The sequence below is a fragment of the uncultured Arcticibacterium sp. genome, assembly GCF_964021845.1.
GTDB lineage: Bacteria > Bacteroidota > Bacteroidia > Cytophagales > Spirosomataceae > Arcticibacterium.
The window spans coordinates 102,158-115,736 of record NZ_CAXHZC010000006.1; the positions used below are offsets into that span (position 1 = coordinate 102,158).

General features: G+C 36.8%; 12 protein-coding genes and 1 pseudogene. 9 read left to right on the forward strand and 4 right to left on the reverse strand.

All coding sequences use genetic code 11. The features are described 5' to 3' along the window. Positions 1-92 precede the first annotated feature (92 nt). Positions 93-854 carry a hypothetical protein gene (locus AADJ06_RS16575; protein WP_341227601.1) on the forward strand — a complete coding sequence of 254 codons (762 nt, stop codon included), beginning with the start codon at positions 93-95 and terminating at the stop codon, positions 852-854. On the opposite strand, the gene AADJ06_RS16580 is transcribed toward AADJ06_RS16575, so the two are convergent. Next, positions 851-2,347 (reverse strand): YfcC family protein, encoded by a 1,497-nt coding sequence (locus tag AADJ06_RS16580; RefSeq protein ID WP_341227602.1) that lies wholly within the window; start codon positions 2,345-2,347, stop codon positions 851-853. The genes AADJ06_RS16575 and AADJ06_RS16580 overlap by 4 nt on opposite strands. A gap of 320 nt (positions 2,348-2,667) precedes the next feature. Continuing rightward, positions 2,668-3,833 (reverse strand): annotated as a pseudogene (locus AADJ06_RS16585) (sigma-54 dependent transcriptional regulator). Between the two features lie 275 nt (positions 3,834-4,108). Here AADJ06_RS16585 and AADJ06_RS16590 point away from each other — a divergent pair. Then, positions 4,109-4,921 (forward strand): hypothetical protein, encoded by an 813-nt coding sequence (locus tag AADJ06_RS16590; protein ID WP_341227603.1) that lies wholly within the window; start codon positions 4,109-4,111, stop codon positions 4,919-4,921. A gap of 101 nt (positions 4,922-5,022) precedes the next feature. On the opposite strand, the gene AADJ06_RS16595 is transcribed toward AADJ06_RS16590, so the two are convergent. Both AADJ06_RS16595 and AADJ06_RS16600 read right to left on the reverse strand, forming a co-directional pair. Further along, positions 5,023-5,925: a prohibitin family protein gene (locus AADJ06_RS16595; RefSeq protein ID WP_341227604.1), complete on the reverse strand. Its 903-nt coding sequence runs from the start codon at positions 5,923-5,925 to the stop codon at positions 5,023-5,025. A gap of 158 nt (positions 5,926-6,083) precedes the next feature. Then, complete coding sequence (locus tag AADJ06_RS16600; protein WP_341227605.1) at positions 6,084-6,575, reverse strand: heme-binding domain-containing protein; 492 nt, start codon at positions 6,573-6,575, stop codon at positions 6,084-6,086. 259 nt (positions 6,576-6,834) lie between these two features. Here AADJ06_RS16600 and AADJ06_RS16605 point away from each other — a divergent pair, with 259 nt between their 5' ends. The 7 genes from AADJ06_RS16605 (at position 6,835) to AADJ06_RS16635 (ending at position 13,563) form a co-directional block, all read left to right on the forward strand. Next, on the forward strand, positions 6,835-8,568 hold the full coding sequence (locus tag AADJ06_RS16605; protein WP_341227606.1) for a hypothetical protein: 1,734 nt from the start codon (positions 6,835-6,837) through the stop codon (positions 8,566-8,568). A gap of 168 nt (positions 8,569-8,736) precedes the next feature. Continuing rightward, positions 8,737-9,489, forward strand: a complete 753-nt coding sequence (locus AADJ06_RS16610) for a LytTR family DNA-binding domain-containing protein (protein WP_341227607.1) — start codon at positions 8,737-8,739, stop codon at positions 9,487-9,489. An 89-nt stretch (positions 9,490-9,578) separates the two neighbouring features. After that, positions 9,579-10,787: an intradiol ring-cleavage dioxygenase gene (locus AADJ06_RS16615; protein WP_341227608.1), complete on the forward strand. Its 1,209-nt coding sequence runs from the start codon at positions 9,579-9,581 to the stop codon at positions 10,785-10,787. A gap of 279 nt (positions 10,788-11,066) precedes the next feature. Then, entirely contained in the window at positions 11,067-11,318 is a 252-nt protein-coding gene (locus AADJ06_RS16620) for a hypothetical protein (RefSeq protein ID WP_341227609.1), read from the forward strand. A gap of 111 nt (positions 11,319-11,429) precedes the next feature. Beyond that, complete coding sequence (locus AADJ06_RS16625) at positions 11,430-11,936, forward strand: PhzF family phenazine biosynthesis isomerase (RefSeq protein ID WP_341227610.1); 507 nt, start codon at positions 11,430-11,432, stop codon at positions 11,934-11,936. 90 nt (positions 11,937-12,026) lie between these two features. Beyond that, the gene (locus tag AADJ06_RS16630; RefSeq protein WP_341227611.1) at positions 12,027-12,386 is read left to right on the forward strand and encodes a DoxX family protein; all 360 of its coding nucleotides are present in this window, start codon (positions 12,027-12,029) and stop codon (positions 12,384-12,386) included. Between the two features lie 112 nt (positions 12,387-12,498). Next, positions 12,499-13,563: an NAD(P)/FAD-dependent oxidoreductase gene (locus AADJ06_RS16635; RefSeq protein ID WP_341227612.1), complete on the forward strand. Its 1,065-nt coding sequence runs from the start codon at positions 12,499-12,501 to the stop codon at positions 13,561-13,563. The last annotated feature ends 16 nt before the right edge of the window (positions 13,564-13,579 follow it).

Consider the following 13,579-nt stretch of genomic DNA (forward strand, 5'->3'; position numbering starts at 1 on the left):
AAGAATTGTAGCACGCTCTATAGACAGAAAACCTTTAGAAAAAAGGTGTTTATTAATTTTTGACTTAACTTGTTTCTTCAATAAAATTTCTAATGAAATTTAATCCACTCCATATTCCACTTTCTCGCTGGGCTGCTCAAAATATCGCGGCCTCTCGCATTCTATTTGCATTTACTGAAATTTTGCGAATTTCAATTGCCTTTTACTTGGGAAAAGCATTCTTAGCTCCATTAGCGATACAAGAATATTTAATTATCTGTATTGCTCTTTTATGTCTTTCCTATGTACTAATAAAACGAAAAACCAAGCGTAGCCTCTTTAAAAGGTATTTCCAGAAAGGTTTTGTGCTTATGACTTGCTCTTGGCTTTTATACTTCTGTACGGGAAGTTTCTTTTCAAACGTAGAATCCGATACCTCCAAAATAAGTGTCTTAGCCAATGACGTTCAAACCACTAAAAAGAGTGGCCTCTTAAAAGAAACAATCCAAAAAAATAAAGTCCAGATAAAAGGGAAAGAGAAAAGTAAAATGCCTTTCTCTACCAAAAGAAAAATACTTTACGCACTTCTCTTTTTACTAAGTTTACCATTGACCGTTTATGGTCTTGGCTTTGCTTGCAGTCTTGGCTGTTCGGGCTACGTGTTTTTACCTTGGGTATTTTATATCCTCTCGTTTGGGGTTTTGGCTGCAGGAATATTCTTCTTACTAAAGCTTATCTCAAAAAAGAAACCTAGAAAGTACAGGAAATTGAACAAACGGGAAAAATGGAAAGAATGGAAGAGCTTTTTGTTTACCTGGCTTCTGACTTTAGGCGTAATTGCATTGCTATTATTTATAATATCAATAATTAATTAGCTTAAATAAACACCTGCGGTCAAAAACAACATTGAAAGTAAAGCCAATATCAGAACAAGTGGCCAAACGAACTTCAACCATTTGTTAAAACCTACATTAATCATAGTAAGTGAAGCTAAAATCATGCTTGTAGGATTTATAAAAGCCAATAAACCTTGCCCGTAAATGTAGGTATTTACTATCATTTCACGACCTATACCCACCACATCTGCCAGTGGGGCAAAAATGGGCATGGTAAGCACCGCCATTCCCGAAGAAGAAGGAATAAAAAGTGATAGACCCATGTAAACGAAATAGAGCATATTTATAAAAACTCCTTTTGGCATATCAGATACTAAACCTGAACCTGCATCCAACAGCGTATCTGAAACTTGACCGTTTTCCATCAAAACTGTAATACCCCTAGCTATTCCAATAATCAATGCTACGCTTAACAAGTCGTTTGCTCCAGAAACAAATGCTCTCACAAACTTCTTTTCGCCTACTTGGCCAACTATACCTATCAAAACAGCACCAACAAAAAAAATGGTAGTCATTTCTAAAAACCACCAATCCAGACTTGAAACGCCATAAATCATAAGGACAAAGCAGGAAGTAAAAATGACTAAAATTATTTTCTGTTTTAAAGTCAAATGCTTTATTTCTCTTCCTTTCTTATTCAAAAATGCAGCTTCAATCTCTTCTTTTTGGTCATATATTACTGACAGTTCTGGATTCCCTTTTACTCTTTTGGCGTAGCGTAAAATGTACCACAAGCAAATTAATGTTCCAGAAATTAACATTATAAGCCTTCCATTCACTCCCAAAAGCCAGTTTATACCTGCTGCATCAGAAGCAATAATCACGGAAAAAGGATTAGTAGTACCCCCCAAACCTCCAATACTGGAGCCAATAAAAATACAGGACAGAGCCACTATAGCATCATAACCTGCAGCTAAAAATACAGGAACCAGGATGGGGTAAAAAGCTATAGTCTCCTCGGATAAACCAAAGGTGGTACCGCCTGCTGCCATTAGACAGGTTACTATTATTATTAACCAGAACTCCTTTCCCTTTAACAAGTTTGACAAGCTAGCCACGCCGGAGTCAAAGGCATGGGTGCTGTGCACCACACCAATCATTCCACCTAAAATGAGCACGAATAATATAATGTCAATAGATTCTATAATTCCTTTTAAGGGAGCTTGAAAGAAGGCCAGAAAGCCCTGTGGTTTTGAGACCGTTTTATGATAAGTGCCGGGAATTCCTATTGGCTTCCAAATACTTCCACTCGTAAAGTTTTCTAAGGGAATTTTTATTCCAAACTCGTCTAGGGTTTCTTGGCTTGCGGGGAATTTACCTTCTGACTTACCAGTCCTCAAAAATTCATTAGCCTCTTCTGAATACGATAATCTGTCATATTCTCCAGAAGGTAGAACCCAAGTTAATAAAGCTACCAAAGCAGCAATAATAAAAAGTACCGTATGGGCTGTTGGAAATTTGAGTGATTTCATAAAAGGTAATTTATCAAAGCTAAGAAAGAATAGCTTAACACAAAAAGGTGAAGCACAACTCGATTACACTTCACTTAGAAAAGACAATTATTGGCTTCATTTCTCGACAGAAAAAAGACATACCTTTTCCTCGCTCGCTTTTCAGCGGGAACTTCATTTTTTTTCAAAAAAAAACGAACCAAAAAAAACATCACCCTGTAAACTCACACAGCACAGGGCTTTATAAGGAATTATTTTCTTGACTAAAAAGAATAGCTTAACGCAAAAAAGTGAAGCACAACTCCGTTATGCTTCACTCTGAAAATCATTAAATTATTTATTTACAAGCCCATGCCAGCATACAGCTTGACGTCGTCAGCCTGAATAACTTCACCGCACATGATTACAAGACGCTCTACCACATTACGTAGCTCTCTCACATTCCCTGTCCATGGCAGTTTTTTCATCTGCTCCATAGCCTCTGGAGAAAATCGTTTTACCGGTTGGTCCGTGTAATCTTCACCTACATCTTGCAGAAATTTCTCTGCTAAAAGAGGTATATCTTCTGCTCTCTCTGCCAGTGCGGGTACATGAATAGGAATAACGTTTAATCTATGGAATAAATCTTCTCTAAACTCATTCTCAGCAATGGCCTGTTTCAAATCTTTATTAGTGGCAGAAAGTACTCTTACGTTTATTTTGATTTCCTTCTCTCCACCTACTCTAGTAATTTTTCCTTCTTGTAGAGCTCTAAGAACTTTCGCTTGAGCTGAAAGGCTCATATCACCAATCTCATCTAAAAACAAAGTTCCGTTATCAGCCTGTTCAAATTTACCAATACGCTGTTTGACAGCAGAAGTAAATGCTCCACGTTCATGTCCAAAAAGCTCACTTTCAATAAGCTCAGAAGGAATAGCGGCACAGTTAACCTCAATTAATGGTTTTTTAAGTCTGTTGCTTTTCTCATGAATTTGTTTGGCCACCATTTCTTTACCAGAACCGTTAGGCCCAGTAATAAGCACTCTAGCCTCGGTTGGTCCTACTCTATCGATAGTTTCCTTAACCTTCATGATAACTGTAGACTCACCTACAATTTCATTTTTCTTATAGACACGCTTTTTCAGCGTTTTAATCACCTCAACATCGTTGGCTTTTTCAATGGCATTTCTTACTGTTACCAAAAGTCTATTCAGATCTGGTGGTTTAGTAATAAAATCAAAAGCTCCTCTTTTAGTAGCTTCTACTGCGTTTTCAACATTCCCAAAAGCTGAGACCATTACAAACTGTGTAATAGAACCCTCTTCTTTGGCTTTTTGAAGAACATCTAGCCCTTCAAGCTCGGCATCTTGATGTCACACAAGGCTACATCATACGGTGCATTTAAAACCATTTCTAGACCCTCCTGGCCATCTTTAGCTTCGTCAACTTGGTATCCCTCATACTCCAAGATATCTCTTAAAGCGTCTCGGATACTTTTTTCATCATCTATTACGAGGATTTTTGCCATCTGGGTTTTTCTGAATTAAGTATTAAGTGATTTATAATAAGCCTATCACCTATTTATGTGGCAAGATAGTAAATTTTCTATCAAAGAAAACCTTGTCAATCATTAGATTTTGGCTGTTTTTTCCTTTTGAAAAACGAAAACCTCAAAGCTTTATAATTCGACAAATGCTTTCTGCAAAAAAGAGCTATATACGAAAACCCTTCAAAAAATCACCAATTCAATCATTATCGGTACAATTTTTGCAACACTTCCTTTAAGGCTTCAAAAAACTGAAAATGAAAAAAGAATTTGTTAAAATAGTAATCTTACTCCTTTTAATACCTCTAGTGTTTTCTTGTAAAAAGAAAAACAAAGGAGACGTAGACCCTTTCTCAGGTGACAATGACGTATGCCCGCTATTATCAATGGTAAATGGAGAAGGGAAGACGATTCGTGATTTTGAATATGTTCAAGATGATCTCATTCGTATTTATACCTTGGAAGAAAATGAAACTATCATGAGTTTTAAATACAATGAAAAAGGCTTAATCAAAACCATGGAAGTAGAAACCGAAAACAATAGCGAAACTTTAAAAGTAGCATACACTTACGACGAAAAAGATAGAGTAAGTAATACGAGTACATCAGTAGGAGGCTTACCTTTTATGGAAAACTCTTTCGTTTTGAATGATGGCAAAATTTCTGCTGTAGTGACTACGGTAAAGTTATTTGGCAAGAAAATTTCAGGAAATACAAGAATAGTGTACCAGGGAAATAATGTATCTCAGGTTTTGACCAGTATAGATGGTGAACCTGAAAAATTGGCTTTTGTAGGTGATGAGTATGATAATAAACCTCAATTTCATCCAAAAGCTTATAAAATAGCGGCCCTCGGTTTTGTAGGAATTGCCAACAATTTCTTCAGCTTTTTTGGTGAAAACAACTTGATTTCTGGACGAATATATGATGAGGATGGCAAAGTGGATCAAACCACTGGTATAGCCTACACCTATAATAATGAAGGCTTGCCAATGGCTTCAGAAACAACAACAGATAAAGCTGGAGAGCAAACCAGACAAAGCGTGAGTTACCAATTTCAATGTAACTAAAAGACAATTATGTGCTACACATCTAATAATCCAGTGTAGATTTAAAAAAAAAGGCCACCCTAGGGTGGTCTTTTACTGTTAACATCATTTGTAACTCCTAACTATTGATTGATAAGAATGTTTCCTTTATCAGAACCCATAATCACAATCTTAGCATTTGGCGATTCCGCCAAAGCCTTTTGAGCCAGAATAGCTTCATACTGTAACTGCTTAGTAGTTAAAGTAGATGTTATAATTTTTTGATAATCTGCAATACCACGAGCTTCTACTCTTTTACGCTCGGCCTCTTGCTGCTCTTTTTGAAGTACGAACTCCATTTTTTGAGCATCTTGCTCTGCATTGATTTTAGACTCAATAGCCTTCTTAACAGATTCTGGCAAGGTAATATTACGTACCAAAAGCTGCTCTAAGACTAACCCTCTGGAAGTAAAATCATTATCAATGGCTTCAAAGATTTTAGCCTGAAACTCCTCTCTCTTTGAAGAATACAAAGACACGGCCTCATAGTTGGCAGCCAAATCTCTAATTCTAGTTCTGGCGATAGGCCTAACAATTAGGTCTCTGTAGCTAGTACCCAACTCTCTATAAATAGATGGTGCACTGGAAGGAATAATTCTATATAAAACCGTTAGGTCAATCGTAACCTCCAAGCCATCTTCTGACAAGGCTTTTATGGCATCATCATCACCAGCATTTCCGGCATCATTAACACCAGACATAGTATAGTTTTGAGTTTTAATATCAAAAGCTTTTATCTCTACCAATGGATTCACAATGTTCAATCCACTTTGAAGTGTTCCTTCTTTAACCTCTCCAAAAAGAGCTTGAACCCCTACTTGACCTGGGTCAATCTGAATTACAGCTTTTGATAATGCTCCCAAAACCAAAAGCACAATACCCGCAATTCTAATAACGCCCGACATTCTCTGTAAAGGAGATGCTGGGGTGTTAACCACAAAACTGGCAATAATAGCCGCAAGGCCTAAAAATAATAACAACGACATACTTTTTCTGTTTGTTTGAATCTAAAATTACGGAAATAAGATGGCCTAAACTACCTAATTAGGATAAAGGGAATCTAAGATATCCATGCGGTTTTTAACCAGTAAGGTTGGACAATGCATTCTAGTCAAATACATAAGGAATGAAGCGAAATAAAGCTTTACTTTTTTCTTTTAGGTCTGGTTAAATCTAATGTACTATCAGCTGCCATTTCTGCTCTAATGCCTTTTGACCAATTTAAAAGTTTTATCCTTTCCACAGACGTTAGATTTGCCTCTTCATGCATTCTTACATATTCATCAAGTGGCATTTTATTTTCTTCTACCTCCTCCTCTAGTTCTTCTAATTTATGGTGTGCTCTCCATGGCTCATAAGCCAAAAACTCAGAAAGGTTAAAATGTCTTTTGCCATCTTGGATGTGGTCATCAAGGTACCAAGCCATTGGCTGAAAATTAGCATACCAAGGGTACACTGTATTATTAGAATGGCAGTCGGTACAGGCTTTTTGCAATATCAAATGCACATCTTCTGGAACCTCATATTTGGCACTAATATCATTGACAGAAACACTGTCAGAAACATTTTCCTCTGGTCGTATTAATTGAACTATAAAAAGAACCGCCAAAAGAGCTAAAAGTATTTTCTTAATCATCTTTTATAGAATTATTGAGTTTAAAACTAAAGTAATAAGAGTAAATAGAAAAGGACTTTAAACTTTTGACCGAAAACTAAACCTTTTGAAAGGTAAAAAAGGGAACTAATTAGTTAAGAAAGTATTCCTCCAAACTGAACAAGCTCTTTATTCACCTATACCTCCGATAAATAATTTAGGTTTCGTTTATTTTTTATATCACTTCGTTTACTTATGTTTATTTTTGTTTTTCCCAGTAAACGAAAAAAATAACCCTATTATGAAATCATACCTTTTATATGCTCTTGCCTTTTTGACACTTGGTGCTCAGCTGGTATCTGCTCAAAAAGTAAAACAAGCTGAAACGGACACAGAATTCTCTAAATTCTTAATAAAAAACATTCCTGAACAGTATCCGGGGAGTTCCTTTGACCATCATAATGATTGGTTTCAAGTTTTCATTCCCGAATATGACTTAACCGTAAGTTGGGGGCTAACGCCACAAGAAAGCTGGCCACTTAAAGACATGGAAGGGCTTTATGAAAACAAGACCATTTTCATCGCGAAAGAAAGTAAAAATGACTGGGCACAAAACCCCAAAATTGACTACTTCGAACAAACTGGATACCTCGTTTCTGAATATTCTACAGCTACCATGGCAAACTTTGACATAGGACGGCTTACGGTTATTCATTTTAACGGGAGACCTGAAAAGTTCGTTGAAAAAATGGCACAAGCCTACGAACAAAATCCAGACAAATCGGAATTAGAATTTGTGTATTGGCTGAAAGCCCATGTAAAGGAATTGTACCCTGACCAAGAAATTGGTTATCATGGAGCATGGTATCAATCCGTGATTCCGCAGCATGACCTTACCGTAACTTGGGGAACCATGGACAAGCCACAAATGCCCATAAAAGACTTACATGGCGTAAGAGAAGACAAAACATTTTTTATAGAAAAAACCGACAATGTAGACTGGGATAAACATCCTTCGGTAGACTATGTGGACGAGACAGGCTACTACCTCAAAAAGTATATTGCCTCCAGCATGGGCGATTTTGAGGTGGGCAACTTATGTGTGGTTCATTTTAACGGTGATGCTGAAAAATTTGTAAAAGAAATGGCTCAAGCGTGGCGTAAGCATGAACCTGCAGCAGGAAAACCCTATACACCTTTCCCAAGCGACAAAGTAGTAGTGACCAAAGTCAAGCATTTTGATAATATGTGCTGGAAAATAGCGGCTGCTGGTGGAACATGGTATTTTGAAAATGGCGAGACTGATGGAAAATCAGGTTTTAGCAGTGCTTTTGACCAAACAGGAAACGACTGGATAGGCAATGATGCCGACAGAGGTTACAATAAATCATCTGCAAAAGGAGGAAAACATGAATATCGTGGCTGGCCAAACTTTGGTGAAGGAAACTTTAATCACCCTCAAAGAAAAAGTAATTCCACGTCATACTGGGTAGATGAAAATGGTAAGAAAATGGCATTCAGCGACAAACTAGAAGGCGAACACCTCATTATGCAAACATCTAACGCTACATATGAGTTGGAATACCATTTCTTCCCTACTCACGCTGCCATTAAAGTTATAAAGGCAGATGATAAATATGCTTTTCTTTTTGAAGGGCCGGTAGGTGGAGAGCAAGACAACGCCGACTTTTATGTATTAAAAGATGGCCTTAAGAGAGAAATAAAATCTGGTGGACTAGGATACCTCAACCCTGAGTTTGGCAACAAATTCCCTTCTCCATTCTTTTATTTGGCTGATAGCGATCCAAAAGACACTCAAGTTTTTTATGCTGGAGTTAAAAACATAGGCCCATCATCTGCAGGAGATGAAGGCTGGCGTCAAGGTGACAACATGGTAATTTTTAGTTTTGGGAGAGACGAAGATAAACGTGCCTACACTGGAACCGAAGCCGTTTGTGTTTTTGGATTCTTTGACAAAGAAAATCATAAAAAAACAAGCAAATTCATTGAAGCTATACTTATGAAGCCTTTTTAATTGATTCTACTGAGTAGCCTTCCCTTTTAAAAAGCATCCGTAAGATTTCTGAGAAGAAACCCATTTAACCTAAACTGTGTTTGAGGTTTAAGACCTTTGTTCCAATGAAAACTTAAAGAAGCGTTGCAACAATCAATTCACTTTAAAGATAAATTCAAAACCCTGAAAATGGGTAAAATACCGTTGTATTTATCCTTACTAGTTTTTGTTTTTCTGCTTGCAGTGCTCCAAGACTATATATACAGTAGGTTGCAGCAAACTGGGTTTTACCTCTCAGAATCTCTACTTTATAATACTTTTTGGGTATTTTTCATTCCGCTTACTATTTTCATAAACCGCCTTCTTAGTAGGGCTAACCCTAAAAATGAAATAAGTAAACTGCCCTATAATTTAGGAATTGGGATAGCTTTTAGTTTTCTGCATATCACATTGTTCGCTTCCCTATTTGTGCTAATTAGTCATATGGCGTTCTCTCCGCCACATCGGTTTTCTAATATTTTTAATGCAGCCTTTTCTAATCAATTCTATATTGCCACCCTGTGGTATATGATTATACCAGCACTTTATATTTCTAGAAGCAAATCAAACTCTTCATATTCAGATAATATCAAAGTCAAAGCTGGTTCAAAAATCATAAGTATTACTACCGCATCCATTCAGCTTATTTCTACCGACAAACCTTACTCTATCATTTATACCGATGACCAGAAGTTTTTAGAGAATAAAAGCCTTAAAGAGCTTGAAACTGAGCTGGACCCTACTATCTTTTTAAGGGTGCATCGCTCCACAATTATAAACTGCACATACCTCAAAGAACTAAAATCAAGAAGTAATGGAGATTATGACGCATTGCTAGAAAATGGTCAAACTATTAGACTAAGTAGGCATTATAGAAATAATTGGCATCAGCTACTCCACTAAACCATTTATTCACTCCACTCAGGTAATTGCCCAAAAACTCGGAAGTTAACAGTCCTGTGCTTGCGTACATTTATTAAAAAACTCACAAAATGTCACGAACTTCTAAAATAGGTTTTCTGATTTTAATGTGCCTAAACTTGGTTAGCTGCAATGGCCAAACAACCGAGAAACAGACCATGGCTTTAAGTGAGGACTTTGATAAATCACCACCATTTTACTACAAAATGCCTAAAGATTTATTATCAAAAGACTCAAGTCCTGCATTTAACGCAAACGGTCAAAAAATACTATTAACAGGAACAGTTTACCAGTTAGACGGAAAAACTCCAGCTTCAGGAATAATCCTCTACTACTACCAAACCAATGCAGAAGGAGTTTATGCCACAAAAGAAAGCGAAGAAAGGAATATGCCTAAAAACAAATTAGGGCAAACCCACGGGTATATTAGAGGCTGGATAAAAACTGATGTGCAAGGGAAATACGCTCTTTACACCGCAATGCCAGGAACCTACCCCAGCAGAGATGAACCTGCCCATGTGCACATTAGTGTAAAAGAGGACAAAATGAAGGCACCTTACTACCTAGATGATTTCGTGTTTGATAATGACCCAATTTTATCTACCAGACGCAGAAACCGTATGGAAAACCGGGGTGGAAGTGGCGTAATCCGTTTTGTTGAAAAAGAGGATTTATGGATTGGCGAACGAAATATCATTTTAGGCCTAAATATTCCAAATTACCCCATAGAAAATAATAGTCTAGAAAGTTCTGGCAAAAGCATTGGCGAAGATATTATCTCTTTTACCCCTTTCCACGCCTATGGGGTAGATAAAGGCACAAAAACCTGCCCAATCTGTAAATACGGCTGGTATCACGGAATTTTATATTTTGTGGGCAATAAGCCAAACTGGGAAGAAGTAAAAGAGTGGCTTGTGTTTTTAGATAAAGTAAGCCAAGAAAGAGAAAAGTATTTGAAAGTTTATTTCGTATATGGTAATGACCTTAATTACAACAACGAGCGAAGAATGAAAGAGCTAGAGGAGCTAGGAACTGAACTTCGTTTAAAAAAAATTGCCCTAACTTTTGTTCCTTCTTTTGATGATAAAACCTCCGAAGTACATCTAAACAAAATTGACCCAAATGTGGAAAATACTTTCTTGATTTATAAACGAAGTAATATTATTGACAAACATATTGGGCTTAACCCTACTCCACAGAATTTCGATAAAATAACAAATCTACTAGACAGAAGTACCAACCAATATTTTAAACTTTCCAGACCTAAACAGAATAGGTAAGTCAGTCATTTTTCTGGTTTAAAAGAATGATAAAGTCTTTACATTTTTAAGAACTGAAGCTTTAATTAAGTTTTTCACAAACAGATAAGCGTCTTGAAAATGTTCGTATAGCCTTCCATTTTTTTATATATTGGAAATGAAGGCGGTATACTATGGTATATCTTACTTCCTTATAGCCATAAAAATAAACGAATGAATAAAGTAATTACTTGACTAGGCTTAGTCCTGCTTATGACGGCTTTTCAACCGAAAAACATCGAAATAACTTTCCAAATTGACATGTCTCAAATAATTCAAGACATAGAAGACCCTTCCACTATAGGCATTGTTGGCTCAGGCCTTTTAAACTGGGAAATCACTCCTTTAAAAGATAAAGGAAATGGTATTTATGCAGTTACTTTTGACTGGCCACTAAAAGACACATCAACTGTAGAATACACCTTTATTCATAGTTATGACACTTTTGATGAGGGAAACATTGGAGAGGCTGCATACAGAAAAATTAAGCCCTTTCAGGAAAGCAAACTTTAAAATGATGAAGCGTTCAAAAAAAAACAGTTTGGAACACTAAAGAATAATAACTCTTCTAAAGAAACCATAGATGGCAGCCGCAAAATTGAGATAATTGGAGATTTAGCATTTATGGAGCAATTGGCACCAAAATATGTTGACGTAGGTCATAAAGAAAATCTAATTCTAAAATCCTTAGGGATAGAAAAAAGCGACCTAATACCCAATGCACCCATTCTAGTAGTTAACACAGGAAATTCCTTTATCCTAGTTCCTGTTAAGAACAACGAGACCTTAAAGAACATAAGCCCCTATTTTGACTTAATAAACCAAATTAGCAATGAGTTTGATTTAATTGGCTATTATGTTTTTTCTACAAATACAACATATGATGCGAGTGCTAGAATGTTTGCCCCACGGTACGGAATATTAGAAGAGTCTGGAACAGGAATGGCCGCCGGACCACTTGCTTGTTATCTATTTGATATTTTAAAAATCAAGAAAGAAAGTTTTAACATTCAGCAAGGAACATACATGAAAGAACCCTCTCCAAGTTTAATTATAGCTAATTTGAGAATTCTAAATGGAGAGATAAGTGACCTAATGGCCGGAGGAAAAGGAATACTAGATAGGCAATAGACGTTCTAATAAATAGCTAGTTCTGCAAGCCCTAAAGAACTTTCTGCTGGTGGCTTGGGTTTATTTGCTATTAAAAATCAACGAATAGAAATGAATCAAAAAAGAAACAAAATAATTTATTTAGCCGCTACTGGTTTGCTAAGTGCATTAATGCTAATGTCGGCCGGAATGTACGTTTTCAATCATGAAGTCGTAGCTGAGACATTCGGAAAATTGGGTTACCCTAGTTATCTCGTTTACCCGCTCGCTTTAGCAAAATTTTTAGGGCTAATGGCCATTTGGAGCAAAAAATATGAAAGTTTGAAAGAGTGGGCCTATGCAGGTTTTTTCTTTGATTTTGTTCTTGCTTTGGCAGCTCATTTAAGTGTAAATAACGGTGAGTTTGCCCCTGCACTTATCGCTACTGTTCTTTTGTTTGTTTCTTACCTTTTTGATAAGAAACTTGCCTAAGGAGCACAAGCGTGGCTATTGTACTTATTTTAAGCTAGATTTTTGAAACTCCACAAAGCTAGCTGCTGTTCTTCATCGCAGCTTAGCTGTAAGCTGAATTTAATAAAAAGCAATGAAAAAAAACGAACGCATAGTGATTATAGGCGGAGGCCTTAGTGGCCTTACTTTGGCCTATTTACTATCAAAACATAATATTTCAGCCACCGTATTAGAAGCCTCTCCTAGGTTAGGCGGAAGAATACAAACTATAAAAGGGAAAAACATTACGCCCCTAGAGTTAGGTGCTACCTGGTTTTCGGACGTTCATACAAACCTGAATCAACTCCTAGAACATTTAGACCTAAAGAAATTTCCGCAATACTCTAAAGGGAAATCTCTGTTTCAAACAAAATCCTTTGAGCCACCACAAGAATTTTTTGTGTCTGAAGCCGAAATCCCATCATACAGGATTGCGGGAGGAACACAGGCTTTAATAGACCGCCTCTTTGAAAAACTAGCTTCAGAACACATTAGGCTAGAAACTAAAGTTACTTCCATCACCGAAATCGACAATTACCTAGTGATTGAAGCTAATAATGGTGAAACATTTAAGGCCGACAAGCTTGTCTTATGTTTACCTCCGCAATTGGCAGGTTCTCAAATATCATTTTCTCCTGAACTCTCTTCCAATATTTCAACAGTCTTGCCGATCGTACAAACTTGGATGGCTGGAGCGGTAAAATTTGTTCTAGAATACCCGGAACCCTTTTGGAGGAAAAATGAATACTCAGGAATGCTTTACAGCCACTCCGGAATAGTTTCTGAAATGTATGACCACACTAATTTTGAAGAGAACAAGTTTGGTTTTACTGGTTTCTTAAACCCAGGTTCGTCTAACTATACAAAAGAACTGAGAGAGGAACTTGTGTTAAAACAGCTAACAGAACTTTTAGGAAAGGACGCTTCCGAACCTCTGACTTATTACGATAAAATTTGGACTGATGAGTTTGTCATAAGCGGAAATCAAAGAATTAATAAACCACATCAAAATAACGGGCATCCTTTCTTACAAGAGAGCTATATTAATGGTAAATTGCTGTTTTCAGGAACAGAATCTTCAACAGAGTTTTCTGGCTATATGGAAGGAGCCATCTGCTCTGCCATTAGCACTTGTGAAAAACTATTAAAACAATCATAAACCCAAAAGCATATAA